We start from the raw sequence: 25,847 nt of genomic DNA, 5'->3' as shown, positions 1-25,847 counted from the left end.
CGCTGGCTATGTCGCGCTTTGGCAGTGTGGTCAGCGCTTTGACCTTGAGTCATCCGCCGTTCAGAAGCACCGCGCCCGCCTGCGCCAGATCGGTATCGATATCAAGTTGCCGTTCGATGCGACCCGCCACGGTGTGGTCTTCATCCGCAACGTTCGGGAAATCGAGCGCACCTTTGACGCTCCGCTGCCGTCGTTCTACCGACCGGCCGTGGTGCCGCGTCACCTGCAATTGGTGGCCGCATGAAAACCGAGCGCGGTTATGCCTGCGACTGCTGCGGCGCTGAGCTCGTGCGAGATATCGAGCTCGATGCGCTGGGCTCGGTGTTCTGGGCCAATGAGGCAGAGCATGTCTGCCTGATGTGCTGTTTTGTTTCAGGCGCAGACGCTCTTGCTCTTCGGGCGAGCGACTCCGGAAAACAAGCGAAGCGCAGCCCGTCGCACGAATGTGCAGAGGGTGAAGAGCGCGTAGCGGCACGTAGTGCGAACTCTTCATTGACGGCATTGGAGCGAGCCCGGCTCTTGACGTTGAGGGATTCGGCATGACCCTCCGCACTGTCTACCGCCTCACGGTGCTTGCTGCTAACGGCTGCTACGTCGCGCCTCGTTACGTCAATGTCCGCGCCTTGATGCTCGATGACGACTCGCAGTGTCTGTACACGCCGATCCGCTGGCTCGCTTATGAGGTGGCCGCATGATCGCCGCGACCATGGATATAGCCATCATCACGACGGCCGGCGTCGCAGCCATTATCTGGCTCGGCGATTGGGTGCGCGCATGAACCGTGTCCAGCTGCAGGGCAGGGCGCCCACGCTTCGCGAGCAGCAGCGCGCCGCGCTTTCTCGCTTCAGCACCGTTCCTACGGCCAATTGGGACGCCCTTCGCGAGCGCTTCGCCCCGTTCGTTGGCCCGTACGCGCCGCCTGTGATCGATCACGACGCAGAGACCCGCGCCTATTGGCGCATGGCCCATCAATTCGAGCGGTTCGGCCGCCTGATCCCCGAAGAATCCTTCACCGGTGTTCCGTTCTGCGGCGACCGGACATTCACGCAACAGGAGAACACCCTATGAAAATCCTCCGCGGCTACGTCAAAGGCGTTATCACCAAAGGCACTGAGCAAAAGCCCTGGTCGATGGTCGGCATCGAGTGCACCAGCCAGGATCGCGACGGCTTCGATCAGACCATTTTGGTCAAATTCATGGTCGCCGGTAAGCAGCATCAGGAAGGCCTGCAGAACGCCTACCGCGTGCTTATCGGCTCCGAGGTGTTCGCGCCCTTCAGCGATGAAATCGACGAGTACAACGGCAAGTCGCGCATCCGCTACAGCCTGCAGGGCATCCCGCTGCGCCTGCAGGAAATTCAACGCGAGCGCCCGGCGACTGCACCAACTTCCACCCAGCAGCCACAAGTTAAGGCCGCTGGTTAATGAATTTCATTGCGTGCGATGGCCAATGGGAAGTTGTCGACCATAGACCAAGTTGTGTCGGCACTCTTATTACTGTCGCCCGCGATGATTTAATCCCGCAAGGGGCCACCGCCGAAGACTACGCACAAGTTAAAGGGTTTGCCCTGGAGTTGTTCGTAATCATTTTCGGAATTCTTGCACTTCGCAAGGTACTTTAAAGGAGCAACATCGATGCGTAACTTCAAAGTTCTGACCCGTTCCCTGGGCGCTGCCGCTGCTACTGGCCTGCTCATGGCTCAACAGGCCTACGCCGCGCTTCCCGCTGAGGCTGAGGCTGAAATGAGTTCTTCCAAGGCTGACGCTATCGCCCTGGGCGGTCTCGTCCTCGTCGTGCTGATCGCTATCGCTGCGTTCAAGTACATCCGCAAGGCTCTGTAACTTTCGCCGCTGCAAACAGGCCCGCTTAGTTTGCGGGCCTTTCTTTTTCTGGAGTATTAAACATGCTCGACGCCCAATCTTTGATGTACCTCGTTATCATCGTCTCTTTCGCCTTTTTGTTATTTGGGCGGGTCTGATATGCGTTATATTATTTCTCTTCTGATTCTCCTGTCTTTTTCTGCTTTTGCCGATGAGTACAAATGGCACTCTATTTATAATGGTGCTATGGGGCCTAAGTTTTCTAAACCTCAGCAAGCATGCGACTGGTATAAGGCATCTGCAAAATCTGTTACTCAAGTTACGGCCTCCGTCAGGTCTGCCGCTGCTGGCGTTTGTGTTTATTACTTCAATTCCAACTATGGCAGTTCTGCTCCTCCACGTATTCAGGGGCCTTTTGAGGATGTGCCCCTGTATAGGACTGGTGACGAATGTATTTCACCTGCTATTTACAATGCATCTAACGGTGAGTGTGAGATTCCTCCCCAGGACTGCAAGTCAACTCTTGGCCAAGAAAACTCTAATCTTTCTTATGCCGGCCCTCGTGCAAATTTCCCCCCGGGTGCTTCTGTATCGCCTGTTAATAAGCGTATGTGTGATAACAAGTGCGCCTATCAATACACTGGCGGCGAAACAACTAAGTGCGGTTCGTTAAAGGGCGGTGATCCTGAATCCTTGTTCTGTATTTTCACCTATAAAGGTACTGGCGAAACTTGCATTGATAGTGATGAACCATCCGATGCAAACGCACCACCTAATCCTGATCCACCTGCTGACCCTAATGACCCTACAGACCCCCGCAATAACTGCGGCCCTGGTTATGCTTGGTCTGGTACAACTTGCGTTCCATACTTCGATCAAGACCCTGACCCAACTAATCCAGATCCTGGCACTGGCGGCGGTGGCGGCGGCGGTGGCGACCCTGGAACAGACCCTGGCACAGACCCTGGTACTGGTTCCGGTACAGATCCAGGCACTGGCGGTGGCGGTGGCGGTGGTGCCCCCGACACTGATCCAACTGATGATGACAAGCTTGAGGGTGAGGCTTGCGATCAGATCCTTCAGTGTTCTGGTGACACTATTCAGTGTGCAATGTTGCGTCGCCAGAAAGAGCAAGCTTGTTCTTGGGACTACGCCAAAGTATCGAAAGATATTGACGCAACAGCAGCTGGTGACGCCTATAAGCTAACTGAGTCCACTGTTGATATCGGTAACTCATTTAATGAGGCTGCCGGTTCTGCGCGCTGGCTGTCTTCGTCTTGCCCCTCACCAAAGTCTGTCAGCATTCATGGCAAGACATATCAACTTGATTTAGCGCCTACTTGCCAATTTGCAAGCTCCCTTTCTTACGTACTTGTCGCACTTGCAGGACTTTTCTTCGCCGTTTATGTCGGTCGAGCCTTCGGAGATTAACTTATGCCATTCGTAGCCATATTTGCATTTCTATCATCCATTGCCGGCCCCTTGGTTGCTCGCGTCTTGCTGTCACTTGGTATTGGCGCGATAACCATTTCCGGCATGCAGCTTTTGATTAATCAGGCCAAGCAATACGTCATGACTAACTTTTCCGGCTTGCCCTCTGACGCTGTTGCCATCATGGGTCTTGCTAAAGTCGATGTTTGCGTAAACATCATGTTTGCCGCTGTCGTTACTCGTGCCGTTGTCGCAGGTATGAATAAAGCGACTGGCTCAATTAGCAAGGTTGGCGCAGTAGGGAAGGGTAGCTAATGTTCGTTCTTAGAACTGGCCTTCAGGGAAACGGCAAAACCCTTAACACGATCATTGAAGTTGATGCTTTGGCGGCTAAGCAGGGTAGGACTGTTTACTATCACAACATCCGCGAGTTCAATCCCGCTCATCCTGCAATCAAAGCGACCTGGGTTGAGTTTGAAAAGCCTCAGGAGTGGTACGACTTACCTCAGAACGCGGTTATCGTTATTGATGAGGCGCAAACTTTCTTTCGTATTCGTCCCCAAGCTGCTGCCGTTCCTAAGTACGCCAGCGCCCTGGAAACTATGCGCCATTCCGGCCACGAACTGCACTGTATTACGCAGAATCCCGGCCTTATCGATCATCACTTCCGCAAGCTCTGCAACTCACATATTCATTATGTCCGAGGCCATAAGGGCAAGGTTATTAAGCGCTGGGAATTCGAGCGCCCCAATATGGAAGTTGAGAAAAAGAACACCTTCGCCGACGGTGAATCCAGCCGGCTATTGATCAATAAGGATTACTTCGGCTGTTATAAGTCTGTTGCCGATGGCTCTCAGCATCATTTCAAGTTTAAGCCGCCCAGGGCACTGTTTGTTCTGCTCGGGTGCATACTGTTATTCGGCGTGTTCGGCTACCGGTTCTACAGTAACCGCATAGCTCCTGCGGACGCGCCTGAGCCAAAGCCCAGTGCAGATGCCTATGTCGCAGCCGGTCAGGCCGTCCCCAGCGCGCTACCGTCCCAGCAGAACGCTAACAGGCCACTTACTACCGAGGAATGGCTAGAGCAACGCCAGCCACGCATACTCGACGTCCCTAGTTCTGCGCCGATTTATGATCAGATCACGCAGCCGGTGACCTATCCGAAGCTATCGTGTCTATCGTCCATCGATGATGATTTCGTGCTCAGGAATCGCGAACGCTTCATCGTAGGTGTCTACAAGGGCCGTACTACAGGCTGTCGGTGCAACACGCAGCAAGGCACCCGCTATGATGTTTCTTTCGCCTCATGCATGTCCTACGTCGAAAACGGGGCGTTTGACCCGGCCAAGCCGGACCGTCAGCAACAGCCAATAGCGACAGCAGGCAGCGCGCCTGGGCTAGCCGAGGAACGAGGCAGTACAGGCGTGCAGCCAGTCGAGCGTTCAGTGCCTCCTGAAATCGTTTCCGTTGGCGGCGGAAAACCTGGGCTTTTGTGGTGAGGACTGACCATGCACGACGCACACGTATGGGAATTCAAGCGACGCCAGTTGATCATCGACATCATGATCGCTGGCTTTCCGATCTGGCTTGCAGCACGTGAGAGAGCCATTGATCGTCAGCTACGTGGCTTCGCATAATGTATATTATGTTAAATGGCGCATACCACGATACCTGTCTTGGCTTGTTGGCTTGAATGCAACCCAGGCTAATTGGTTGGCCCCCATTTTAGTTACGCCTTTCCTGCGTTCATGATGGCCACTACACGAACGGCCCCGTTGCATGACGAATTCCGCTAAGGTCGCGTGCTCGATCTTTTTTGGATACAGGTACATGAAGTCGTTGTTCCGCTTGGAGGATTTAGAGTTCAGCCAGGCACAGTTGCGTCTGGTGGTCGCTTTTACGGTTTCGCTGTATGCCTTGATCATGTATCCACTGGGGCTGCTCGATGGCGATCTGCTAAAGGCTGTCCTCATCACAGGCGGCCTGTTCACGTGCCTGTCGCTGCTACTGCTCGCCCATCTCTGGTTCTTTCCCCAGCCGTTGGTATGGCGAAGGGTTACCGCCATGCTGCTGGACAATATGGGCGCCTGCGCCGTGATGATCATCGGTCAGGAAACGTTGCTGCCGACATTCTGCGTCCTGCTGAGCATGACCGTGGGCAATGGAGTGCGTTTTGACCGGCCCTACCTGATCCTGGCCACCTCCTTTGGCCTTGCATCGCTGTCGCTCATCGCGGTCTACGTGCCCTTTTTGCAGGAGTATCCGGCGGTGCTGGTGATGATGGTGTTGAGCATGCTGGTGCTGCCAACTTTCAGCTATTTCTTGCTAGGTCGTTTACAGGAGGCCATGGAAGCGGCGAAGCGGGCCGATCAAGACAAGTCTCGTTTTTTGGCGCAGGCCAGCCACGACCTGCGGCAACCCGTTCACGCCATTGGTCTGTTCACGACATGCCTGCGTGGCACTTCTCTGAATGCCGAGCAACACCAACTGATCGACAGCGTCGACCGCTCCCTGCTCAGTGTCGAGCAACTGTTCCGCTCCCTGCTCGACATCTACACGCTCGATCAACAGCAGGTCCTGCCGCGCAAACAGATGCTTGATCTGCGCCAATTGCTGGCAGACCTGAAGGATCAGAACAGCGAGGCGGCACGCTGGGCGCAGGTGGATATCCGGATACGTGGCGCGGCCCCAACGATCTACACCGACCCCGCGCTGCTAAGTACCCTGCTGCAAAAAATGCCATCAAATATGCCCCAGGTAGCCCGCTGCTGATCGCCTGCCGTCGGCGTGGCTCGACCCTCACCGTACAACTGCATGATCGCGGCCCGGGCATCGCCGCAGAGCACCTGCCACACCTATTTGAAGAGTTCTATCGCGTACGCGAAGCGCGAGACCGCGATGTCGAAGGCATTGGACTGGGCCTGAGCATCGTGAAACGCATCGCCGCCCTGCTCGACCTGCAGATCACCTTCGCTTCGCGAGTCGGCCATGGCACCTCAATCACACTGTCAGGCCTGCCGGTGGTCAAGGCCAGTGCCATGCCGAGTACCTTGCCGACGGTGGCACCTGCCCAGCGTTTGGAGGGTGTCCATGTGTTGCTCATCGACGATGACAGCAGCGTCCTCGAGGCGATGGCCAGGCTGCTACGAAGCTGGGGCTGCACGGTGACTGCGCTTGACGGCCCACCCAGCGAAGCCCTGTCGTGCGATGTCGTGGTGACGGATTTCGACCTTGGCCGGGAGGCCACAGGCGTCGAATGCCTGGCACAGCTCGAAAAGTGGCAGGGTCGCTCACTACCGGCCTTGATTCTTACCGGCCATGATCTGGACAAGATCAGATCCGCCTTACCGGATCCACGCATCCCGCTGCTATCGAAACCTGTCCGCTCAGGCGACCTGCAGAAGGTCATAGCGGAACTGGCCGGACGTCCAGTCGGCCCCTCCCCTGGCTAACCCCCGGCGCTTCGATTCTGAGCGCCGAGCCCATGACGAGCGCCGACAGCCGCTGCCGCCGCACGCGTGCTCACGTTCAAAGCGCTTAGCAACGCAGACACATGGATTCTGACGGTAAAGGGCGAGATACGCAGAGCCTGCGCTATCTCCTTGTTGCTCAGCCCTTCGATGATGAGCTGCAGCACCTCCAGTTGCCGGGCTGTGAGCGCCGTGAAGTATTCAGCGGCGGCAGGCGGCTCAAACGAGGTGAAGCCTCCCTGAGGGGCGCAGCGCACGAGGCGCTCGCCTTTCAACGCTGCCTTCAATGCCTCGGCAATCTCGCGAGAGGGTAGCGATTTGCCGATGAAAGCGCTGGCACCTTGGCTCATGACACGCTCGATCACCAGCGGGTCTTCGCACATGGACACCACTATCAGCAGCGAATCAGGAAATTCCTGACGCCAGTCGGCAATGGAAGCCCATTCGGGGCCACTGGAATACATCAGATCCAGCAGAATGCCCGCTGGGGGCTGCAACCGTGCCAGTGTCAATGCTTCATCCAGAGTCGCCGCCTCCTGAAGCGAGGCCTGCGGGCGTACCTGAGCAAGCAGCCGCACCAGTCCATCACGGAAGATCGGGTGGTCATCGGCGATGATGTACAGATCATCGAGCATTATTAGAGTTGTCCGCACGTCAGGCTGTGGCTGACACGATACCGCATCCTCATGCGTGTGACAGCCGGCGGGGCCGTTGCGACGTCCAACAAAGTGAGCGCCGGTCAGCTAAAGCCGTCTCTACATTTGAAACCTGGCTGGCCCTGCCACTGCGCAGGAGCCGCCCATTGGCCTTGTCCAAGCCCTTGCTCAGCCTGGAAGCGTTCGGCATTTTCGAGATCGGCAAGCGGAGACAGCAGCCCTGGATCGAAAGCGTTCAAAGGCCTACCGTCAGCCAGCCGCCTCGGCCAATCGGCATGCATAATCGCGCCACGCCCGAGAGCAACTGCATCGGCTTCGTCTCGGCGGACCATGCCGGCGGCCCGGTGCTGATCATGGAGCGAACCGTTGGCCAGCACTGCCAGAGCAGCGTACTTTTTCGCCAGAGCAGCGAGACTCGGCCCTTTGCTGAAGGCGGGTGTCCAGGCGTCATATTCCGTGGTGTGCAGATAGTCCAGAGGCAACGTGCCCAGGGTGGTGAAAATCTCGGCAGCCTCCTGTTCACCACGCGACCACTTATGGGTGAAATCATTGACCTTGGCCTGGGAGATGCGCAATCCGACGGCGAACCCTGGCCCGGTCGCATCACGTACTGCAGCGACCACCTCATTGATCAGGCGTAACCGTCCGGCGAGGCTTGCCCCGTGGATGTCACTGCGAAGGTTGCTGCCTTCGGTTAGAAACTGATCCAGGAGATAGCCGTTGGCTCCATGAATCTCGACACCGTCGAAGCCTGCTTCACGGGCACGTACAGCCGCCTCTGCAAAGCCAGCAATTGCATTCGAGATATCCTGCAGCGTCATCGCTTCCGGCACGGGATACTCACCCTTGCCACGATAAAAGGCCATCTGCTGCCCCTTCGGCCGCACGACCGAAGGGCCGAGGTTTCGATCGCTGTGAGCGCTGCCCTGGGACAACGCCCCTGCATGCATGAGCTGGGCAATGATCCGCCCGCCCCCATCATGAACATTCGCGACGATCTTTCGCCATCCGTCGAGCTGAGCCGCATTGGCCAGGCCGGGTTGAAACAGATACCCCTGGGACGATCGTCGGTCCGTATAAAGGCCTTCGGTGATCACCAAGCCAAAGCCACCTTCGGCGAAACGGCGGTAGTAATCGCTCATTCGCGCAGTAGGCACCCCCTGCTCGGTCGCGCTCACGCGGGTCATCGGGGCGACCACCAGCCGGTTCGCCAGGGCCAGCCGGCCAAGCCTGGACGGCTGGAGGAGCAACTGGCGGTCTTGTTGCGCTGCGGTGCTTGAAGAGCCTGCCATTTCACTGCCCTCCTGGTTGTCGCACGACGGCAATGGCTTCGATTTCGATCATGGCCCTCGGGTCGTAAAGTGCGCTGATCTCGGCGATGGTATCGGCCGGATAAGGTGCCGAGAAAAACCGGCGGCGCAGCTCGACAACCTCGTCGAAGTGGCCCATGTCAGTCACCAACAGGGTCACCTTGATCACGTCCTGGAGGCTGGAACCCCCTGCCTCCAGCGCCCGGCGCAAGTTAGCGAACGCTTGTTCGCCTTGGGCGAGGAAGCCACCTGCAACGATTTGCCCATCAGCTCCACTGCCAGCCTGGCCGGAAATGAACACGAGGTTTTCGAACTTGATGCCTTGTGACAGCAAGTACGGTTCGTAGGGGTCAGGGTGAGTGACGATACGTTCAATCATGATTGCCTCCAGTAGCCGTACGCCTTCATGGATGACCTGATGTCATCGGACCGGCTTCGAATCCATACTGAAGTGCTAGAAACAGGCAGACAAACGATCAAATATCAGGTGTAAGATGATTTCAGATCATTCATGCACAGCCTCCGATCCATGCGCCGACTTCTTCCTCTTTCAGCCCTGCGTGCTTTCGAAGCGGCGGCACGGCATGGCAGCTTCAAACAAGCCGCCCACGAATTGGCTGTCACACCTACCGCGATTAGCCATCGGATTCGTACCCTCGAGGAGCACACCGGCCTGGAGCTGTTCGTACGCTCAGTGCGTCAGGTCACCTTGACTGAAGCGGGCGCAACACTGTTCCCGGTGTTGAGGCAGGGTTTCGACGCTTTCGAGGCGGTGTTGCAGCAACTGACACAGCCCACCCGGCGCAAGCGTGTCATCATCACCGCCACCAACGCGTTCACCGCGAAGTGGCTGGTGCCTCGCCTTTCCCGGCTTCATACGCTGCATCCGGATATTGATCTGCAGATCCACGCCAGCGACCAGGCAGCCCTTTTGTCGGGGCAGGCCTTCGACATCGCCTTGCGCTACGGACGAGGGCCGTATCCCGGCTTCAACGCGGAACCGCTGTTTACCGACGACTATGCGCCGGTGGTCAATCCGCTGCTACGGGTGAGCGAGGTGTCATCGCTGCGATCAGTGCCGCTGATTCATTTCGCCTGGACACGGGACAGCCCTGACAACCCTACTTGGCAGAGGTGGCTGGCTCACGCGGGCCTGCAGGGAATGCCTCTCCAGGGGCACTTACACTATTCGGACGAGGGGCATGCGATCCAGGCGGTTGTCGCGGGCCAGGGCATTGCCCTGCTCAGCCTTGCACTGGTTGCCGAAGAGCTTGCTGCCGGGTATCTGGTGCAGCCGTTCGGACCAGCGATTTCCGGTTATACCTACCACCTGCTGACTCGTGCAGACAGACAACCCGAGCCCTCGGTACAGAATGTGCTGACCTGGCTTCGGCAAGAGTTCGAAGCCTGCCGCTGACCCGGCGCCTGCAACCCTGGTCGGCCGCAACCGGCTGAAAGCCGATGCGAGCCCGTTGGGCCAGGCGCCCTGCTCTACGGCAGATTAGTGCGAGGTGGTGATTTTCACCATTTCAGTGGTCACGTCCGGTAAGCCGCCATGGGCAGGAACGAAGGTTTTCAGGAGGCGACCGCTATAAGGCCCCTCGGACGCAAACCAGCTCTCGATGACGGCCAGATTGGATGCGGGCCCGGAGGAAATCTCATTGGTGAACTTGCACGTATCGAAGGTACCCAGCGGGGTCTTGATCGTCTCTCGACCGATGTAGGTGTGCTTCTCCGTGATCTCGGACTCGGCACCCGGACCGGCGGTGACGGTTTTACTGAGATAGCTGACCGTAACGCTTTGCCCCGGCTGGAAATCGATCGGTACAGCCGGTGGCGGGATGTTGTAGGTAGTGACCAGTGAAGCACCGCTGCCGTGTTGATTGCCATATCGGATGATCTTGCCATCCACCAGGTCAACAAAGGCGTAACCCGTGAAGACGGGGGCATTGTTGATCAGCGTCGTTTGCGCCTGAACCAACGGATTGGCATCCGCAAATGACTGACGGCCCCGGGTTTCGGTTTTGTTGTGACCTAACACATCGGGCGAGTTGCTGATCCGCGCCTGCGTTTCGACCACACTGCCCTGGCGGAAGTCTGCCTCGGCAATGCAGTCACCCGATGACGTGTCACTTGCAGCCGATGAACCCGCGAATGCCCCGCTCCACGCCAAGACCATCACAGCGGTAACGCGCGTCGTTCGCTTGAGGCAACGATGTTGCACACCGATTTCACCCATGAAGCGCCTCTTGTCTGCCAGTAATGAACGCCCTTCGCCTGGCGCAAGTCGCTCGGCTGCGCCAGCGTAGAGGCAAACCATGGAAATTATCAGTGGCTCGAAGGGGGCTCAATAGCACAGATGTGCTGCAAGACGGCTCTCTCCTTGCCGATATGCCGGTGGCCTCATGGACGCTGCGTGTCGCGCTCACAACACGCTGGCAAGAAACTCGCGCAGGCGCGGGTGTTGAGGGTTGTCGAGCAGCGTACGGGCGTCACCGCCCTCCACCACCTTGCCGTTGTCCATGAATACGATATTGTCCGCCACCTCCCGGGCAAAACCGATTTCATGGGTCACCACCACCATGGTGATGCCCGAGTGCGCCAGTCGCTTCATCGCCTGCAGCACTTCACCGACCAGTTCGGGGTCGAGGGCGGATGTCGGTTCGTCGAACAGCATCACGTCGGGCTGCATGGCCAGTGCCCGGGCGATGGCCACACGCTGTTGCTGGCCGCCAGACAGCTCGCGCGGCCAGGCGTGGGCGCGGTGCGCCAGGCCCACCTGCTCGAGCAGTTGCATGGCCCGCGCTTCCACCTCGGCACGCTTCTGGCGAAGGATGCGCAGCGGTGCGTCGACGATATTCTGCAGCACGGTGCGGTGCGGGAACAGGTTGAACTGCTGGAACACCATGCCGATACGCTGGCGCTGCCGGGCCACGAGCTTTTCCGGCAGCTCGTACAGGGCCTGGCCCTTGCGCTGGTAGCCGATCAGGGTCTCGCCGACGTGGATGGTGCCGCCGTCGAGCTTTTCCAGATGGTTGATGCAGCGCAGCAGGGTCGACTTGCCGGAACCGGACGGCCCGAGGATCACCGTCACCGAGCCGGCGGCGATGTCCAGGTCGATACCGTGCAGCACGGTGTTGCCGGAGAACTGCTTGTGCACGCCACGCAGGCGGATGGATTCACTCATGCTTCGGACTCCTGCGTGCCCTTGTTGCGGCGCAACCAGCTGCTGCGTGCAGGGCCATTGCCACGGCTGAACCACACTTCCACGTAATGCTGCAGCACCGACAGCAGCGAGGTCATCACCAGGTACCAGGCGGTGGCCACCAGCAGCAGCGGAATCACTTCATAGGTGCGCTGATAGATGATCTGCGCCGAATAGAGCACGTCCTGCAGCGCGATCACCGACACCACCGCAGTGGTTTTAAGCTGGCCGATCACCTCGTTGCCCGCCGGCGGCAGAATGGTGCGCATGGCCTGGGGCAGCACCGTCTGGCGGAAGATCTGCCCAGGCCGATAGCCGAGCGCCTTCGCAGCCTCGAGCTGGCCCTGGCCGACACTCTGGATACCGGCCCGGATGATCTCTGCCGCATAGGCGGACTGGTGAATGACCAGTGCCAGCACCGCCGCGCTGAACGGGCTGATGATCTCGTTGGTGGCAGCGCTCCATACTTCGCCAATGAAAGGCAGGCTCAGCGACAACTGCGGGTAGAGCGCGGCGATGTTGTACCAGAGAAACAGCTGCACCAGCATCGGCACCGCCCGAAAGAACCAGGTGTAGCCCCAGCTGACAGCGACCAGCACCGGATTGGCAGACAGGCGCATCAGGGCCAGCAATGTGCCGCCGGCGAAGCCGAAGACCACCGATATGACCGTCAGCTCGATGGTCATCAGCACGCCCTTGAGGATCGACTCCTCCGTCAGGTTCTGTGCCACCACGTCCCATTCGAAACGTGGGTTGTTGACCATCGAAGTGGCCACCAGCGACAGCAGCAGCAAGACGATCAGGGCGCTGAACCAGCGCCCCCAATGACGGTTTCGGACGATGCGCAGCCCGGCGATGTCGTCGTCAGGCCGTGGGCTCATTTGATGTTTTCTTCGTTGAGGCCAGCGGACTCGACCGCGCCGAAGCCGATTTCCCACTTGTCGAGAATCTGCTGGTAGGTGCCGTCCTTGATCAGCGAATTGAGCGCGGCCTGGATCGGTTTACCCAATGGCGAGTTCTTGGCCAGGGCGATGGAAACGATGGTGTCCTCGATGGTGATCTCCCCCGCCAGCTTCAGCGCCTTCACCTGGCTGGCCTGGTAGCGCAGGCCCTCGTAGGGGCCGAAGAACATCGGCACGCGGCCGCTGATCACCGCCTGCACGCCAGCCGGACGATCCGGGAAGATCGGCACCTTGATGGCGGGCTTGCCATCGGCCACGCAGGCGTCGCTGGCCTGTTGCAGGCGGGTCACCTGAGAGGTGCCGGCACCGGCGCCGACGGTCTGCCCGCACAGTTCCGGGAAGGTGTTGAACGGTCCCAGATTGGCATCGCTACGACCGATCAACGCCAGTTTGGAGGCGTTGTAGTAACCGACGAAATCCACCTGTTCGAGACGCTTGGCATTGGCGTCGATATTGGAGATCGCGGCATCGTAACGCCCGGACTTCAGGCCCGGAATGATGTTGTCGAAACCACCGGTATCGCGCAGCTCCAGCTTCACGCCAAGGCGATCGGCAACGGCGCTGATGATGTCGATTTCACGCCCGGCCAGGGTCTTGTTGTCAGCCTGGTAGAAGGTGGTCGGCGGTGTGTTCGGGTTGGTGCCGGCGATGATGCTGCCACGCTTCTTGATCGCCTCCGGCAGGCTGTCGTGCAGCGCGGCATCGGCCTCCGGCTTGGCGGTAGCGTTGAAGGGCACACCCTTGTCGGCGGCAAAGGCGCCGGACAGTGGCAGCAGTGCGAATGCAGCAGCGGTCAGTGCAGAACGTTTCATGACTTATTCCTTCTCGGTTGCCAGCGGGGCAACGGCGGCAAAGTTTTCTTCAACGGGGGGCAGGCCGAGGTTTTCCCGCAGCGTGCTGTAGTGGTATTCGCTGCGGAACAGGCCGCGGCGCTGCAACTCGGGAATCACCAGCTCGACGAACAGTTCCAGCTGGTCAGGCAGCACGGCGGGCATGATGTTGAAACCATCGGCACCGCCCTGCTCCAGCCACAGCTGGAAGTCATCGGCGATATCTTCTGCGGTCCCGACCACCACACGGTGGCCGCGCGAGCCTGCGGCCACCGCAGCCAGTTGGCGCAGGGTCAGGTTTTCCCGGGCGGCCAGCTCGGTGAGCAGCTTGACGCGGCTCTGGCTGCCTTCGGTCGCGGGGATTTCCGGCACCGGGCCATCGAGCGGATAGGCGGTCATGTCCACCCCGAAGCGAGCGGACAGCTGCTCGATACCGTTGTCGATATCCACCAGTTCATTGAGCTGGTTCCAGACTTCCTGCGCCTGCTCGCGGGTGCGCCCGACAATCGGCATCACCCCCGGCAGAATCAGCAGGTGGTCGGCGTGGCGACCGGCGTCACGCACGAACTGCTTCTGGCTCTTGTAGAACGCCTGGCCTTCTTCCAGCGAAGACGCCGCGGTGAACACCACCTCGGCGGTTTGCGCCGCCAGTTGCTGCCCGGCAGGCGAAGAACCCGCCTCGATGATCACCGGGCGGCCCTGGGGAGAACGCGCGATGTTCAGCGGGCCCTGCACCTGGAAGTGCTTGCCCTTGTGGTTGGCCGCGTGAATCTTGCTGTCGTCGGAGTAACGGCCAGTGTCCTTGTCACGGACGATGGCGCCCTCCTCCCAGCCGTCCCACAGTTTGAAGGCCACATCGAGGAACTCGCGAGCCATTTCATAGCGGTCGGCGTGGGACGGCAGGTCTTCGCGGCTGAAATTGCGTGCCGCGTCGAGGGAGAACGACGTGACCACGTTCCAGGCGCCACGCCCGTGGCTGATGTGGTCCACCGAGCAGAGCGCGCGGGCCAGGTGGAACGGCTCATCGAAGGTCGTGGAGGCCGTGGCGGCCAGGCCGATGTGCTTGGTTTGCACGGCCAGCGCGGACAGCAGGGTCAGCGGTTCGAGGCGCGACAGGGTGGACGGCAGACGATGCACGCTGGTGGCCAGCGCATCGCCGACGAAGAACATGTCGAACTTGCCCGCTTCCGCGGTCTTGGCGATCCAGGTGAACCACTCGACATCGGTGGGCGAACCTTTCGCGCCCTCGGCACGCCAGCCACCCACGTGGTGCCCCAGCGCCTGCACGAACAGACCAAGGCGTAACTGACGGGGCGACGTTTGTTGCACGGACATAACCAATCCTTATTGAAAGCCAACGAGTGAGATCAGGCGATGCAACGCGGCATCGTCTGCAAGGCGTAGATCCTGACTGATCGCGAATACCCGCTCATCAGGCAGCGATCGAAGATTCTTGTGCAGCTTGGCCTGCACATCGGTGGGCAGTGCGGCGGTCTCCTTGCGGGTCACGCAATGGCTGTGGGAAGACCCGTCGGCCATGAACAGGGTGACCCGGTGAAAGCGCAGGTCCGGGTCGAGCTCGTCCGCCGGCGCATCCAGGTCCGGCACGCGGCGCACCCGCGCAGCCAGTTCGGTAATGGTCGGCTCGACCGCTGCCTCTCCGTAGCGTTCGAGGGACACCGCACCGTTGATCAGCGCATCGGCGATCACGTACTCCAGGCTGAAGCGCGCCTGCACGCCATTGACCGGTGCGATGATGTTCGGCGCGGTATCGGCACCCGGCGGGAAGCTCACTTCGATGCGCTGCACGGCGTCCAGTTCAGCGTCGATCCGCTCGCGCAACACGAACGCCGCCTCGGCAGCGCTGTGGGTGCCGCCGCAGGTGGGGTAACGCTTGAACTCCAGGCCCGGCGCGATGATCCGCCACGGCTCGCCCCAGCCCGCCAGCAGGTCATCCGGCTGGGCCACACCGAAACCGAGTGTGGCGAGAAACGCCTCCAGCACCCCTTGGCGCTGCGCCGCGAACCCGCTACGGGCCAGCTCGATGCTGTTGACCGCACTGCGCGCCGCATAGCCGGCATGCAGTGCCTTGGCGGCAGAGCCGAACTGGGCGCGCAGGCCCGAAGCCTGAGTAGCGGCAAGGCCGATGGCGACTTCGGTCTGCTCTAGGGTCAGGCGCAGCAGGCGGCTGGCGGCACCGGCGGCGGCAATCCCCCCCAGGGTCGCGGTACTGTGCAAGCCAGCCGCGTAATGACGGGTACCAATGGCCTTGCCCAAGCGGCCGGCCAGTTCCACACCGACCACATAGGCATCGAGAAAATCGTCAGCCGCCTGGCCCGGATACCGTCCGCTCAAGGCCAGCAGCGTGGAGAGCACCACCGTGGTGGGGTGCCCACGAAACGTCGCGTGGTAGTCGTCGAAGTCCAGCGCATGGCTCATGTAACCCAGCTGCAGCGCCTGGTTCTGCGTACTGCCCTCAGCGGGGAATACGTCGCGAACAGGCACCAGCCCGGAATCGGCAAGCAGACCCAGCTGCACGGGCAACAGGCACGCGAAATAATCCATCAGCCCTTCGCGGGCCTGCTGGCGTTCAGGTTCACCTGGGTGGATATCGAAAAGCGCCTTGGCCAACTGGTCACTAAGGGAAGGGTTCAAAAGGCACCTTTAAAAGTAAGGCTTTGACCTATATCAAGAAATTCTTACGACCGGGCATTTTCCTTGCCCGGGAAAAGCCCCGCAAATATCCAAAAGCTATTTGCTTAGCGCCAAAAGACATAACCAGTGGAGCGCAAGGCGGCGTCTGCTCACCCTGAATGCGGCCACGACCTCGACCCGGCGTGGGGCGACGCGATACCCGGCATGGCATGCTGAGTGCCTTCGATCCCACCGCTATCTCATGACAGGATCGCCTCTGGATCTCGCTGCGCTCGACCACAGCCTACAGGGCCGTACCAGTCGCATTTGCTGTGCTCAAGGACTACCCTGCCGCTATATGGCCGAACGCAGCCAGCATGGCGGACACACCACAAGCCACTGGTCTACGGCTACCAGCGGATGCTCCTCTCGTACGAAAACGCGGTCACGAGCTCATCGACCACCGGGTATTCGAGGGCCTGAAGGGTCTGGGCATGCTCGGGGGTGGCGGCTCGATGACGGGCTGATTGGTAATACCGAAGGGCACATGCACCGAGGGAGCGACCGCACTCGCTGACTTGAGATGCCCTGGCTGATCGTCGAAGAATATGTGCGGCTTCAACACCGCGAGCACTCTTCCTTTCTCGATTATGTCCGCAATCCTCAAACAGCTACAGGGTGACGATATCCCGGCTGAATACCGCCACCCCGATCGAGGCACCCTATTCCAGGTCGTTGCCGATGATGGCGAGGCGTTCATGTTCACCAGTGAGCTGGATGCGGCTGCCAAGGTGGTCGAGCTTACCGAGCACGAGGCAAAGCTCTAGGCCGCTTTACTCGAAACGAAGCGCCAGCAGCCTAACTGCTGATCACATCGCGCAGGAATTGAATCAGCGCCTGCCAGAGCGCCGGCGCGTCATGGGTGTGGCTCCATACCAGCCCGACGTCCATGGAAGGCACCTCATCGCTGATCGGGCGGCGCACGATGCGTTGCCCCTCCAGTGACCAGGGCCGATAGACCAGATCCGAAAGGATGGTCACCCCTTCGCCTGCCGCCACCAGGCTGCGAACCGCTTCGATCGATTGGCTTTGCAGGCTCACCCTGGGCCTCAGCCCGTGGTGCCCCCAGTAGCGCTGCACCGTCGTCAGGTGCTCATCCATGTCCAGCAACAGGTAGTGCTGTGTCGCGATGTCGGCCAGGGACACCCGTTCCTGCAGCAACAGCGGGTGCTCCTGGCTGGCCCAGAACTGTCGATTCGAGCGCAGCAGGGTTTCGCAGTGCAGGCCCGGATGCCCGGACAGGTTGCTGGTCAGCATCAGGGCCAGATCCAGCTTGCCAGCCAGCAGCGCTTCTTCGGTCTGCTGCCGCTCCTGCTCGATGCAGACCACCTCCAGCTGCGGAAACTTGCGGTGCAATGCGGGCAGTACGCGAGGCATGAGGTAGGCGCTGATGGTCTCGGTCAGGCCGATTCTTACCGTGCCTCGGGTGGCCACCGGCACGGTCCGAATATCGCTCACCGCCTCGTCCAGGCTGCTGATCACCCGTTGTGCATTGCGCAAGAAGCGCAGGCCTTCGGTGGTCAGGCGGATGCCGCTGGCCTGGCGCATGAACAGGTCGACACCGAGCACCTTCTCCAGCCCCTGCAGCGAGGCGGTCATCGCCGATTGCGAGACATGGCAGCGCAGCGCAGCACGGGACACCTGGCCGGTCTCGGCCAGGGCCACGAAATGGTGAAGTTGTCGGATCGTGGGTTGCATCGATTTTCTCGATAATGCTTTTTCCAAAATTCGAATTAGGAATATCACAACGCCCTGCATACATTCCAATCCCATGCCCACTCAGCATGGATTTCGTTTTGGCACTCAAAGCTGGTTACTGCACCCTCTGCCGCTCACGCTGCGGCACGCTCAATACGGTCGAGAACGACCGGTTGATCGCTGTGCAACCGAACCCCGAGCACCCGACCGGTGCAGCCATGTGCCTCAAGGGCAAGGCGGCCCCCGAGTTGGTGGACAGTGCCGACCGACTGCTTTACCCGATGCGTCGCAGCCGCCCGAAAGGCGATGCGGACCCGGGCTGGGAGCGTATCAGCTGGGATGAGGCGCTGGACGAAATCGCCTCGCGCATGGGCGATATCAAGGCGCGTCGCGGTGCCGAAGCCTTCGCCTTCAGCGTGACAACGCCGAGCGGCACACCGCTGAGCGACAGCATCGACTGGATCGAGCGACTCATTCGCCGCTACGGCAGCCCCAACACCTGCTATGCCACGGAAATCTGCAATTGGCACAAGGATGTCGCCCACGCGTTCACCTTCGGGTGCGGCATTCCGGTGGCCGACTACCGCAATGCTGGCCTGATCCTGCTCTGGGGGCACAATCCCACCAATACCTGGCTGGCCCAGGCTCAGGCCATAGCCGACGGCCGCCAGAACGGCGCCAGGCTGCTGGTGGTCGACCCTCGCGGCACGGCGCTGGCACGCGAAGCGGACGTCTGGCTGCAGGTCAAGCCGGGCAGCGATGCGGCGCTGGCCATGGGCCTGGCCAACCTGTTGATCGAGTCCGGTCGCTTCGACATGGCGTTCATCGATCGCTGGTCCAACGGCGCACTGCTGGTACGCACCGACAATGGCCGCTTCCTGCGAGCCAGCGACCTGACCGTCGACGGCGATGACAGCTGGCTGGCCTGGGACGAGCGACGTGACGCTGCGGTTCTGCTGCCCAGCCTGCCGCAGGACGACGAAGGCCTGCGGGTGTCTCTGCGTGGCCGCTACCTGATCGACACGCTCAGCGGCCCGGTCAGTTGCAGGCCGGCATTCGACCTGTACCGGGAAACCTGCGCGACCTTCACCCCCAGCCTCACCGCCGAGCTCACCTGGGTGCCTGAAGAGACGCTGAGAAAGGCCGCCGACCTGATCGCCGATGCTCACAGCGTGGCTTACCACGCCTGGTCCGGTGTCGCTCAGCAACACAATGCCAGCCAGGCCGAGCGCGCCATCGCCTGCCTGTATGCGCTGACGGGCAGTTTCGATGCGCCAGGCGGCAACAGGCTGCTGGGCAAGCTGCCGACGATTCAGGTCAGTGGCCAGGACCTCATCGCCCCGGAACAGCAAGCCAAGGCCCTCGGCCTTTCGCAGCGCCCTCTCGGGCCACCGTCCCAGGGCTGGATCATGGCGCGGGATCTGTACCACGCGATCCTCGACGGCCAGTCCTACAAAGTGGAGGGTCTGCTGGCCTTCGGCAGCAACCCGCTGAGCTCCCAGGCCGATGCCGAGCTGGGGATCGAGGCCCTGAAAGCGCTGGAGTTCTACGCCCACTGCGACCTGTTCATCAACCCCACGGCGCGCTATGCGGACATCCTCCTGCCGGTGAACACCCCCTGGGAGCGCGAAGGCCTGCGGCTCGGCTTCGAGATTTCCGAGCGTGCTCAGCAGCACGTGCAGTTGCGTCAGCGCATGGTCTCGCCACGGGGCGAATCGCGCTCGGACAACGACATCGTCTTCGCGCTGGCCAACCGCCTGGGCATGGCCGACGACTTCTTCGGCGGCACGCTCGAACAGGGCTGGAACGCCATGCTCGAACCCATGGGGCTGAGTACCAGCCAGCTCCGGGAACGGCCCGAGGGTATCGATGTCCCTCTACGTCACGAGCATTTCAAATACCGCCACAGCGGCTTCGCCACGCCAACGTCGCGGGTGGAGCTCTACTCCGAGCGGCTTCTCGATCATGGCTATGCCGCGCTGCCCGAAAGCGCCGCCCCGGCGGCGGCTGACGCGCGCTTTCCGCTGCTGCTCACCTCGGCGAAGAACGGCTATTTCTGCCACAGCCAGCACCGTAACCTCAGCAGCCTGCGGCGCAAGGCACCAGCTCCCGGCCTGCTGATAGCCCGCGAGCTCGCACACGAGAAAGGCATTGCCGAGAACGACTGGGTGCGCATCAGCACCGCAGCCGGAAGCGCGCGCTTCCAGGCCAGGCTGGATGACCACCTGCACCCTCGCGTGGTGGTGGGCGAGTTCGGCTGGTGGCAGGCCAACCAGGCCCTCGGGCTGGATGAAACCCCGGTGCACGGTGCCGGCAACAGCAGTTACAACGCCCTGGCCAGCGCCGAGCATTGCGACACCATCAGCGGCTCGGTGCCCCTGCGCGAACTGCATTGCAGCTTGCGCCGCGAAGCACCGCCCCAGCAGGTTCCCGCTCGTTGGAGCGGCTTTCGGGCGTTTATCGTCACCGAGCGCCGTAGCGAAGCCGAAGGGGTGACCAGCGTGCATCTGCAGGCCGCCGATGGCGGGTTGCTGCCGGATTACCGGCCTGGGCAGCACATCACCCTGCGCGTCGACACCCCAGGCGACGGCGAACAGACCCGTGCCTATTCGCTTACCGGCCCGGCAGTCGACCCGGATCGACGCCAGTACCGCATCGCCGTGCGCCATGCCCAGGGCGTAACGACCGAAGGCAGCGCGTGGTTCGGCAAGCTGTCCTCGCACATCAACCAGGCCCTCGCCGTCGGCGACCGCGTCGAGGTTCAGGCGCCCGGCGGCACCTTCCTGATTCCCGAGCGCTCCCAGCGGCCCTTGGTGTTCTACGCCGGAGGGGTGGGTATCACGCCCTTCATGAGTGCGCTGGAGAGCGCCGCGGCCCTGGAATTTTCCGGCGACATCCTGCTGCTCTACGGCAACCGCAGTGGTGCCGGCCATGCCTTCCGCGAGCGTCTGGAAGCACTCGGCCAGCGACTGCCGGGGCTGCGCGTGGTGGATGTCTACAGCGCGCCGACGGCTGAAGAAAAGCTGCACCTCGATTTTCAGGTACGAGGCAATGTCAGCCGCTCGCTGGTGCCCGACAGCTTCTTCGCCAGGCGCGCCCTGCACTACCTGTGCGGCCCCCAGGTGATGATGGATACCCTCATCGGCGAGCTGCTTGCCGCGGGCGTGCCGCGCTTCGACATATTCAACGAGGTTTTCCGCTCGCCGGCCGTCCTGCCGAGCGGCAACCAGCGATTTGCCGTGACGTTCGCCCGCAGCGGGCAGACCCACGAATGGAACAATGAGGCCGGACCATTACTGACGTTCGCCGAGCGACTGGGCATCCAGTTGCCGAGTGGATGCAGGGTCGGTCAATGCGAGAGCTGCGTGGTTCGCGTGCTGGAGGGCGAAGTCGTCCACCTGCACGGTCAGGAGCCCGAAGATGCTCGTGTATGCCTGAGCTGTCAGGCAATACCTGCCACAACTCTGACACTGGATGCCTAAGCGTTAGCGCCCTGAAAACGGCGCTTCCGACCAAGCTTCGGTGTTCCCAAATGACGTTCGCAGAGGCCGCTCTGTGCGCCACCGTGCGCTCTGCGAGCTCATAAAGGACGCAGGCCGTCAGGTCGAGCGTCACTCGAATATTCGGAGAGGTAGGTCATGAGCATAGATATAACAATAAATCGGCAAGCCCCGGATGCTTCGGGGCGCCTGGAACGAATAGCCATTCGGGTCAGTAACTGGGCAGAGAAATGGTTCCCCGACGCCTACATCTTCGCCGCGCTGGCAGTGATCGTGGTCGCCTTGGCGGCCTGGGCCATGGGCGCGCCGGCGCATGCCGTCGCCCAGGGTTTCGGCGATGGCTTCTGGAGCCTGATCCCGTTCACCATGCAGATGGCAGTCGTGGCCATCTCAGGTTACGTGGTGGCGGTCTCCCCGCCCGCCGCCAAGCTGATCGAAGCACTGGCGCGCATGCCCAAATCGGCGCGTTCGGCAGTGGTGCTGATCGCCACCATCAGCCTGGTCTCGACCCTCTTCAACTGGGCCATCAGCCTGATTTTCAGCGGCCTGCTGGCTCGCGCCATCGCTCGCCGCACGGACCTGCGAGTCGACTATCGGGCGATGGGTGCCGCTGCTTACATGGGCATGGGCGGCATCTGGGCACTGGGCATCAGCTCCGCTCCGGCGCAGTTGATGGCCAACCCGGCGAGCCTGCCCAGCGGTTTGCTGGAAATATCCGGCGTGCTGCCCTTCACCGAGACCATCTTTCTCTGGCAATCGATGGTCATGACCCTGGCGATACTGCTCATCTCGGTGCTGGTCTGCTTCTACTCGGCCCCCACCGGCGAGCGTATAAAGACCGCCAAGGACCTTGGCGTCGACCTACAGGATTCCGACATCAGGTTGGACAAGCCGACACGTCCGGGCGAATGGCTGGAATACTCGCCGTTGGTCACCGTTGGCCTGGCCTTCATCAGCGCCATCTGGCTGTTCGGTGAATTCACCGGCAAAGACCCGCTGCTCGCTATCTCCAACCTCAACACCTACAACTTCCTGTTCCTGACCATCGGCATGCTGCTGTGCTGGCGGCCGATCCGCTTCGTCAAAGCGTTCTACAAGGCGGTACCTTCGGTGAGCGGCGTGCTGATCCAGTTTCCGCTCTACGGTGGCATAGCCTTCATGATGACCAAAGTGGTCAACGAGCAGGGCGAAACCCTCTCCCACCTGCTGGCGTCCGGCTTCGTGGCGATCGCCACCCAGGAAACCTTTTCCGTGGTCATGGGCGTGTACTCCGCGGTGCTCGGCTTCTTCATTCCGTCGGGTGGTGGCAAGTGGCTGATCGAGGCGCCCTACGTGATGCAGGCGGCCAATGACCTGAAGGTTCACCTCGGCTGGGCGGTGCAGGTGTACAACGCGGCAGAAGCCCTGCCCAATCTGATCAACCCGTTCTGGATGCTGCCGCTGCTGGGCGTTCTGGGGCTCAAGGCACGGGATATCGTGGGCTTCACCTTCACCCAGTTGCTGATTCATACGCCGCTGGTGCTATTCATGCTGTGGTTCTTCGCCGGCACGCTCACCTACGTACCGCCGGTTATACCGGGCTGACCCTCTGCATCGGGCCGGTAGCGCGCATGCACCGGCCTCGATGCAACCTACCCAATCTGGAGCCATCGAATGCAGTTCTACAATGCCCGACAAACCGCTGAACGCCTGCCGTTCCACGAGCTGGTCGCAGCACTGCGGCAGGCAGTCGGCGAATACGCCAGCGGCCGGATCATCAGCCCTGAGCGGATGGTCGTGCCCCTCGTGGAAGGTGGCATCATGCTCAGCATGCCGGCCACTGCCCCCGACATCGCCATTCACAAGCTGGTCAACGTACAGCCCGCCAACGCTCGCCGTGGCCTGCCGACCATTCACGGTCAGGTCGCGGCGTTCGACAGCGTTACCGGGGTCCCGCTGTTCACCCTGGACGGGCCAACGGTGACCGGGCGGCGGACCGCAGCAGTTTCCCTGCTGGGAATCGACACCCTGCTCGCTGCACCGCCCCGCTCGGTCCTGATCATCGGCACGGGGACCCAGGCCGATCACCATGTGCTGGCGGTCCAGAGCCTCTACCCGCAGGCGGATATCTGGGTACGCTCCCGAGACGAGCGAAAGGCGCGTGCGTTCTGCGCTCGCCATCAGGATTGTGCCGAGCCTCCCAGGCCCTGTTCGGGCGAGCAGATCCCCAGCGGGGTGGAGGTGATCATCACGGTGACCACCAGCAGCACACCGATCTATGACGAGGCAGCCCAGGCTGATCGGTTGATCATCGCTGTAGGCGCCTTCACGCCGCAACTGGTGGAAATCGGCAGCACCACCATCGCGCAAAGCAGGCTGCTGGTCGATGACCTGGCGGGAGCCAGACACGAGGCCGGTGACTTCATCCAGGCGGGCGTGGACTGGGCGCAGGTGCAGACACTGGCCGAGGCAATCGACGCAGGACCGCACAGCGAAAAGCCCGTGGTACTGAAAACCGTGGGCTGTGCCGCCTGGGACCTTGCCGCGTGCCGTACGGCGCAGGCCAGCCTCGCTGGGGAGGGTCACAAGCGATTCTGAAGCCTCGAATGGGTGATGGGGCGTAGGGAAACAACGCACCTGCTCGAAACGTTTCGAGCAGGTGATGCCCAATGTTCTATTCCGAACCGCTGGTGTCGTAGCGACCCGCCATCGCTGTCGGCACGCTCCAGTTTGTGCTCACCGGTGATGACATAGAGAACGTCTGCACCTGCATCTTCAACAGCAGTAAGCGGCATCAGGAAAGCGCATACCGTTTTCGTACTTGCCTTGTGCATTGGCTTTGACGCCACCCGGCTCCCCTTACATACCGAGCAATAATGCAATAACATAACATTTAAAGTTGCGTAAGCTCGGAAGCGAATGATCATGCATAGACGTCAACTACTGCACTTCGCCCTGGCCGGTATCACCCTCCCCTGGGCCTTGGCCGCATCCGCCTCCCAGAAAATCCTCCACGCTCGCGCATGGGACGATGGAGAGAAACTGAGGCTGGTATTCGAATTGAGCGGCCCGACGAACTATCAGATTTTCTCGCTGAAGGCCCCGGAGCGACTGGTCGTCGATCTCACCGATACGGGTATTCTCACCAGCCTCGACGAGCTGTCCGTCGGCAGCCGGGTGGTCAGCGCCATTCGCAGCGGCGCTCAGTCGGGTGGCACGCGCATCGTGCTCGATCTGAAACAGCCTGCCAGGGTGAAAAGCTTCCTCCTGGGGCCAGCCGGCAGTGAGGGCCACCGGCTGGTCGTGGACCTGCACGGCAACGCCCCCGTCACGCAGAGAGTCGCCGAGCAGCAGCCCGCCGACAATCGCTCGCTGCGGGACGTGGTCGTGGTGATCGACGCCGGGCACGGTGGCAAGGACCCTGGCGCCCTGGGCAGCCAGGGCGAGCAGGAAAAAGTCGTGGCCCTTGCCATCGCCAGGCTGCTTGCGCAGAAGCTCAACCGCCAGCGTGGCTTCAAGGCGCAACTCGTGCGCAACCAGGATGTCTTCGTCCCCTTGCGAAAACGGGTCGAAGTGGCTCGCCGTCACAACGCCGACATCTTCATTTCCGTGCATGCCGACGCCGCGCCCCGCAAGAGCGCATCGGGAGCCTCGGTATTCGCCCTGTCGGAAAATGGCGCCACCTCGACCACCGCACGCTGGATGGCCGAGCGGGAAAACAGCGCGGATCTGCTCGGCGCCAGGGATCTGCTTTCGCTCAAGAACAAGGACCCGGTGCTCGCCGGGGTACTGCTGGACATGTCACTGACGTCCACCATCACCACCAGCCTGGATCTGGGCAAGACCATTCTCGATGATGTGGGCAAGGTTGCCGGCGTCCATCAGAAACGCGTCGAACAGGCCGGTTTCGCCGTTCTGAAGTCGCCGGACATTCCATCGATACTGGTGGAAACCGGCTTCATCTCGAACCCCGCCGACTGCCGCAAGCTCTGCGACCCTCTTCACCAGAAGCGCGTCGCCGACGCCATTTGCAACGGCGTGCAGAAACACTTCGCAGCTCGCCCTCCGGTGGGCACCTTCCTCGCCAGCCAGAAGGAAAGGTCCGTCAGCTGAGCGTTGCATGCGAGGCATGCATTCCCGTAGATCAACCCGCCAGGCCGCAGGCATCCTGAACATGGGAGGCATTCAGCCGCTATCAAACATTTGCCATGCGTCAATATAATGCGCAACCCAAAACCCGATCGAATCACGCGCATTTAAAGGGAATTGACTCATGCCAACAGGCGGATCGC

At 61.1% G+C, this 25,847-nt stretch carries 28 protein-coding genes and 2 pseudogenes; 18 read left to right on the top strand and 12 right to left on the bottom strand.

Features of this window, described 5'->3' with window-relative positions; all coding sequences use genetic code 11:
* The 12 genes from BLR94_RS04150 to BLR94_RS27885 all read left to right on the top strand — a co-directional run.
* Positions 1-244: phage/plasmid replication domain-containing protein (locus tag BLR94_RS04150; RefSeq protein WP_244158067.1), on the top strand; the 244-nt coding region annotated here is incomplete at its 5' end.
* A complete protein-coding gene (locus tag BLR94_RS27080) occupies positions 241-543 on the top strand; it encodes a hypothetical protein (protein ID WP_139207410.1) in 303 nt (100 codons plus the stop codon). The genes BLR94_RS04150 and BLR94_RS27080, both read left to right, overlap by 4 nt.
* Positions 540-695: a hypothetical protein gene (locus BLR94_RS27495; RefSeq protein WP_167359709.1), complete on the top strand. Its 156-nt coding sequence runs from the start codon at positions 540-542 to the stop codon at positions 693-695. The genes BLR94_RS27080 and BLR94_RS27495 overlap by 4 nt, the downstream gene beginning before the upstream one ends.
* A gap of 79 nt (positions 696-774) precedes the next feature.
* Positions 775-1,068 (top strand): hypothetical protein, encoded by a 294-nt coding sequence (locus BLR94_RS04145; protein WP_084303121.1) that lies wholly within the window; start codon positions 775-777, stop codon positions 1,066-1,068.
* Positions 1,065-1,424, top strand: a complete 360-nt coding sequence (locus BLR94_RS04140; protein WP_175154205.1) for a hypothetical protein — start codon at positions 1,065-1,067, stop codon at positions 1,422-1,424. Before BLR94_RS04145 ends, BLR94_RS04140 begins: the two co-directional genes overlap by 4 nt.
* A gap of 210 nt (positions 1,425-1,634) precedes the next feature.
* Positions 1,635-1,841, top strand: a complete 207-nt coding sequence (locus BLR94_RS04130) for a major capsid protein (protein WP_084303123.1) — start codon at positions 1,635-1,637, stop codon at positions 1,839-1,841.
* Between the two features lie 138 nt (positions 1,842-1,979).
* Complete coding sequence (locus BLR94_RS27075; RefSeq protein ID WP_139207409.1) at positions 1,980-3,251, top strand: virulence factor TspB C-terminal domain-related protein; 1,272 nt, start codon at positions 1,980-1,982, stop codon at positions 3,249-3,251.
* Positions 3,252-3,254: 3 nt separating this feature from the next.
* The gene (locus tag BLR94_RS04120) at positions 3,255-3,566 is read left to right on the top strand and encodes a DUF2523 domain-containing protein (protein ID WP_084303125.1); all 312 of its coding nucleotides are present in this window, start codon (positions 3,255-3,257) and stop codon (positions 3,564-3,566) included.
* Complete coding sequence (locus tag BLR94_RS04115) at positions 3,566-4,750, top strand: zonular occludens toxin domain-containing protein (protein WP_084303126.1); 1,185 nt, start codon at positions 3,566-3,568, stop codon at positions 4,748-4,750. The genes BLR94_RS04120 and BLR94_RS04115 overlap by 1 nt, the downstream gene beginning before the upstream one ends.
* Positions 4,751-4,759: 9 nt before the next feature.
* Positions 4,760-4,888: a hypothetical protein gene (locus tag BLR94_RS28145; RefSeq protein ID WP_279615837.1), complete on the top strand. Its 129-nt coding sequence runs from the start codon at positions 4,760-4,762 to the stop codon at positions 4,886-4,888.
* Between the two features lie 193 nt (positions 4,889-5,081).
* Entirely contained in the window at positions 5,082-6,023 is a 942-nt protein-coding gene (locus tag BLR94_RS27890; RefSeq protein WP_244158066.1) for a sensor histidine kinase, read from the top strand.
* Positions 5,993-6,703: an ATP-binding protein gene (locus BLR94_RS27885; RefSeq protein WP_341845521.1), complete on the top strand. Its 711-nt coding sequence runs from the start codon at positions 5,993-5,995 to the stop codon at positions 6,701-6,703. Before BLR94_RS27890 ends, BLR94_RS27885 begins: the two co-directional genes overlap by 31 nt.
* Here the strand turns inward: BLR94_RS27885 and BLR94_RS04105 are convergent.
* From BLR94_RS04105 to BLR94_RS04095, 3 genes are all read right to left on the bottom strand, one after another.
* Entirely contained in the window at positions 6,700-7,356 is a 657-nt protein-coding gene (locus tag BLR94_RS04105) for a LuxR C-terminal-related transcriptional regulator (protein ID WP_084303127.1), read from the bottom strand. The genes BLR94_RS27885 and BLR94_RS04105 overlap by 4 nt on opposite strands.
* 104 nt (positions 7,357-7,460) lie before the next feature.
* The gene (locus BLR94_RS04100; protein ID WP_084303128.1) at positions 7,461-8,669 is read right to left on the bottom strand and encodes an NADH:flavin oxidoreductase; all 1,209 of its coding nucleotides are present in this window, start codon (positions 8,667-8,669) and stop codon (positions 7,461-7,463) included.
* 1 nt (position 8,670) lies between these two features.
* Positions 8,671-9,066, bottom strand: coding sequence for a RidA family protein (locus BLR94_RS04095; RefSeq protein ID WP_084303129.1), 396 nt, complete (start codon positions 9,064-9,066; stop codon positions 8,671-8,673).
* A gap of 150 nt (positions 9,067-9,216) precedes the next feature.
* On the opposite strand from BLR94_RS04095, the gene BLR94_RS04090 reads away from it, so the two are divergent.
* Positions 9,217-10,104, top strand: a complete 888-nt coding sequence (locus BLR94_RS04090; protein WP_084303130.1) for a LysR substrate-binding domain-containing protein — start codon at positions 9,217-9,219, stop codon at positions 10,102-10,104.
* Positions 10,105-10,188: 84 nt separating this feature from the next.
* Here BLR94_RS04090 and BLR94_RS04085 read toward each other — a convergent pair whose 3' ends face one another.
* The 7 genes and pseudogenes from BLR94_RS04085 to BLR94_RS04055 form a co-directional block, all read right to left on the bottom strand.
* Entirely contained in the window at positions 10,189-10,926 is a 738-nt protein-coding gene (locus BLR94_RS04085; RefSeq protein WP_090423651.1) for a DUF3108 domain-containing protein, read from the bottom strand.
* 186 nt (positions 10,927-11,112) lie between these two features.
* Positions 11,113-11,874, bottom strand: a complete 762-nt coding sequence (locus tag BLR94_RS04080; RefSeq protein WP_084303131.1) for an amino acid ABC transporter ATP-binding protein — start codon at positions 11,872-11,874, stop codon at positions 11,113-11,115.
* Positions 11,871-12,773, bottom strand: coding sequence for an amino acid ABC transporter permease (locus BLR94_RS04075; RefSeq protein ID WP_084303132.1), 903 nt, complete (start codon positions 12,771-12,773; stop codon positions 11,871-11,873). Before BLR94_RS04075 ends, BLR94_RS04080 begins: the two co-directional genes overlap by 4 nt.
* Positions 12,770-13,666: an ABC transporter substrate-binding protein gene (locus BLR94_RS04070; RefSeq protein WP_084303133.1), complete on the bottom strand. Its 897-nt coding sequence runs from the start codon at positions 13,664-13,666 to the stop codon at positions 12,770-12,772. The genes BLR94_RS04075 and BLR94_RS04070 overlap by 4 nt, the downstream gene beginning before the upstream one ends.
* Positions 13,667-13,669: 3 nt before the next feature.
* Positions 13,670-15,019 (bottom strand): LLM class flavin-dependent oxidoreductase, encoded by a 1,350-nt coding sequence (locus BLR94_RS04065; RefSeq protein WP_084303134.1) that lies wholly within the window; start codon positions 15,017-15,019, stop codon positions 13,670-13,672.
* A gap of 9 nt (positions 15,020-15,028) precedes the next feature.
* A complete protein-coding gene (locus BLR94_RS04060; protein WP_084303135.1) occupies positions 15,029-16,339 on the bottom strand; it encodes an MmgE/PrpD family protein in 1,311 nt (436 codons plus the stop codon).
* Between the two features lie 424 nt (positions 16,340-16,763).
* Positions 16,764-16,967: pseudogene (locus BLR94_RS04055) on the bottom strand (5'-nucleotidase); the annotation flags it as partial.
* Between BLR94_RS04055 and BLR94_RS27490 the strand changes: the two are divergent.
* Entirely contained in the window at positions 16,927-17,145 is a 219-nt protein-coding gene (locus BLR94_RS27490; RefSeq protein WP_167359701.1) for a hypothetical protein, read from the top strand. The pseudogene BLR94_RS04055 and the gene BLR94_RS27490 overlap by 41 nt on opposite strands.
* A 31-nt stretch (positions 17,146-17,176) precedes the next feature.
* Here the strand turns inward: BLR94_RS27490 and BLR94_RS04050 are convergent, their stop codons facing one another.
* A complete protein-coding gene (locus BLR94_RS04050; RefSeq protein WP_084303136.1) occupies positions 17,177-18,076 on the bottom strand; it encodes a LysR family transcriptional regulator in 900 nt (299 codons plus the stop codon).
* 98 nt (positions 18,077-18,174) lie between these two features.
* On the opposite strand from BLR94_RS04050, the gene BLR94_RS04045 reads away from it, so the two are divergent.
* The 3 genes from BLR94_RS04045 to lhpI all read left to right on the top strand — a co-directional run bounded on the left by BLR94_RS04045 (position 18,175) and on the right by lhpI (position 24,153).
* Positions 18,175-21,558 carry a molybdopterin-dependent oxidoreductase gene (locus BLR94_RS04045; protein ID WP_208601331.1) on the top strand — a complete coding sequence of 1,128 codons (3,384 nt, stop codon included), beginning with the start codon at positions 18,175-18,177 and terminating at the stop codon, positions 21,556-21,558.
* Between the two features lie 156 nt (positions 21,559-21,714).
* The gene (locus BLR94_RS04040; protein WP_084303138.1) at positions 21,715-23,160 is read left to right on the top strand and encodes a short-chain fatty acid transporter; all 1,446 of its coding nucleotides are present in this window, start codon (positions 21,715-21,717) and stop codon (positions 23,158-23,160) included.
* A gap of 69 nt (positions 23,161-23,229) precedes the next feature.
* A complete protein-coding gene (gene lhpI, locus BLR94_RS04035) occupies positions 23,230-24,153 on the top strand; it encodes a bifunctional Delta(1)-pyrroline-2-carboxylate/Delta(1)-piperideine-2-carboxylate reductase (protein ID WP_084303139.1) in 924 nt (307 codons plus the stop codon).
* A gap of 140 nt (positions 24,154-24,293) precedes the next feature.
* Here the strand turns inward: lhpI and BLR94_RS27880 are convergent.
* Positions 24,294-24,414 (bottom strand): annotated as a pseudogene (locus tag BLR94_RS27880) (transcriptional regulator); the annotation flags it as partial.
* Positions 24,415-24,480: 66 nt separating this feature from the next.
* Here BLR94_RS27880 and BLR94_RS04030 point away from each other — a divergent pair.
* Positions 24,481-25,668, top strand: coding sequence for an N-acetylmuramoyl-L-alanine amidase (locus BLR94_RS04030; protein WP_084303492.1), 1,188 nt, complete (start codon positions 24,481-24,483; stop codon positions 25,666-25,668).
* The last annotated feature ends 179 nt before the right edge of the window (positions 25,669-25,847 follow it).

It is taken from the genome of Phytopseudomonas flavescens (assembly GCF_900100535.1).
GTDB lineage: Bacteria > Pseudomonadota > Gammaproteobacteria > Pseudomonadales > Pseudomonadaceae > Aquipseudomonas > Aquipseudomonas flavescens.
The sequence above is the reverse complement of the archived record's forward strand: the minus strand, read 5'-3'. Positions and strand labels throughout refer to the sequence as shown.

Excerpts from the sequence above, each read along its gene's own strand:
- BLR94_RS27080 (WP_139207410.1), top strand. The coding sequence starts at position 241 with ATGAAAACCGAGCGCGGTTATGCCTGCGACTGCTGCGGCGCTGAGCTC.
- BLR94_RS27495 (WP_167359709.1), top strand. The coding sequence starts at position 540 with ATGACCCTCCGCACTGTCTACCGCCTCACGGTGCTTGCTGCTAACGGC.
- BLR94_RS04145 (WP_084303121.1), top strand. The coding sequence starts at position 775 with ATGAACCGTGTCCAGCTGCAGGGCAGGGCGCCCACGCTTCGCGAGCAG.
- BLR94_RS04140 (WP_175154205.1), top strand. The coding sequence starts at position 1,065 with ATGAAAATCCTCCGCGGCTACGTCAAAGGCGTTATCACCAAAGGCACT.
- BLR94_RS04130 (WP_084303123.1), top strand. The coding sequence starts at position 1,635 with ATGCGTAACTTCAAAGTTCTGACCCGTTCCCTGGGCGCTGCCGCTGCT.
- BLR94_RS27075 (WP_139207409.1), top strand. The coding sequence starts at position 1,980 with ATGCGTTATATTATTTCTCTTCTGATTCTCCTGTCTTTTTCTGCTTTT.
- BLR94_RS04120 (WP_084303125.1), top strand. The coding sequence starts at position 3,255 with ATGCCATTCGTAGCCATATTTGCATTTCTATCATCCATTGCCGGCCCC.
- BLR94_RS04115 (WP_084303126.1), top strand. The coding sequence starts at position 3,566 with ATGTTCGTTCTTAGAACTGGCCTTCAGGGAAACGGCAAAACCCTTAAC.
- BLR94_RS28145 (WP_279615837.1), top strand. The coding sequence starts at position 4,760 with ATGCACGACGCACACGTATGGGAATTCAAGCGACGCCAGTTGATCATC.
- BLR94_RS27890 (WP_244158066.1), top strand. The coding sequence starts at position 5,082 with ATGAAGTCGTTGTTCCGCTTGGAGGATTTAGAGTTCAGCCAGGCACAG.
- BLR94_RS04105 (WP_084303127.1), bottom strand. The coding sequence starts at position 7,356 with ATGCTCGATGATCTGTACATCATCGCCGATGACCACCCGATCTTCCGT.
- BLR94_RS04100 (WP_084303128.1), bottom strand. The coding sequence starts at position 8,669 with ATGGCAGGCTCTTCAAGCACCGCAGCGCAACAAGACCGCCAGTTGCTC.
- BLR94_RS04095 (WP_084303129.1), bottom strand. The coding sequence starts at position 9,066 with ATGATTGAACGTATCGTCACTCACCCTGACCCCTACGAACCGTACTTG.
- BLR94_RS04090 (WP_084303130.1), top strand. The coding sequence starts at position 9,217 with ATGCGCCGACTTCTTCCTCTTTCAGCCCTGCGTGCTTTCGAAGCGGCG.
- BLR94_RS04085 (WP_090423651.1), bottom strand. The coding sequence starts at position 10,926 with ATGGGTGAAATCGGTGTGCAACATCGTTGCCTCAAGCGAACGACGCGC.
- BLR94_RS04080 (WP_084303131.1), bottom strand. The coding sequence starts at position 11,874 with ATGAGTGAATCCATCCGCCTGCGTGGCGTGCACAAGCAGTTCTCCGGC.
- BLR94_RS04075 (WP_084303132.1), bottom strand. The coding sequence starts at position 12,773 with ATGAGCCCACGGCCTGACGACGACATCGCCGGGCTGCGCATCGTCCGA.
- BLR94_RS04070 (WP_084303133.1), bottom strand. The coding sequence starts at position 13,666 with ATGAAACGTTCTGCACTGACCGCTGCTGCATTCGCACTGCTGCCACTG.
- BLR94_RS04065 (WP_084303134.1), bottom strand. The coding sequence starts at position 15,019 with ATGTCCGTGCAACAAACGTCGCCCCGTCAGTTACGCCTTGGTCTGTTC.
- BLR94_RS27490 (WP_167359701.1), top strand. The coding sequence starts at position 16,927 with ATGTGCGGCTTCAACACCGCGAGCACTCTTCCTTTCTCGATTATGTCC.
- BLR94_RS04050 (WP_084303136.1), bottom strand. The coding sequence starts at position 18,076 with ATGCAACCCACGATCCGACAACTTCACCATTTCGTGGCCCTGGCCGAG.
- BLR94_RS04040 (WP_084303138.1), top strand. The coding sequence starts at position 21,715 with ATGAGCATAGATATAACAATAAATCGGCAAGCCCCGGATGCTTCGGGG.
- lhpI (WP_084303139.1), top strand. The coding sequence starts at position 23,230 with ATGCAGTTCTACAATGCCCGACAAACCGCTGAACGCCTGCCGTTCCAC.
- BLR94_RS04030 (WP_084303492.1), top strand. The coding sequence starts at position 24,481 with ATGCATAGACGTCAACTACTGCACTTCGCCCTGGCCGGTATCACCCTC.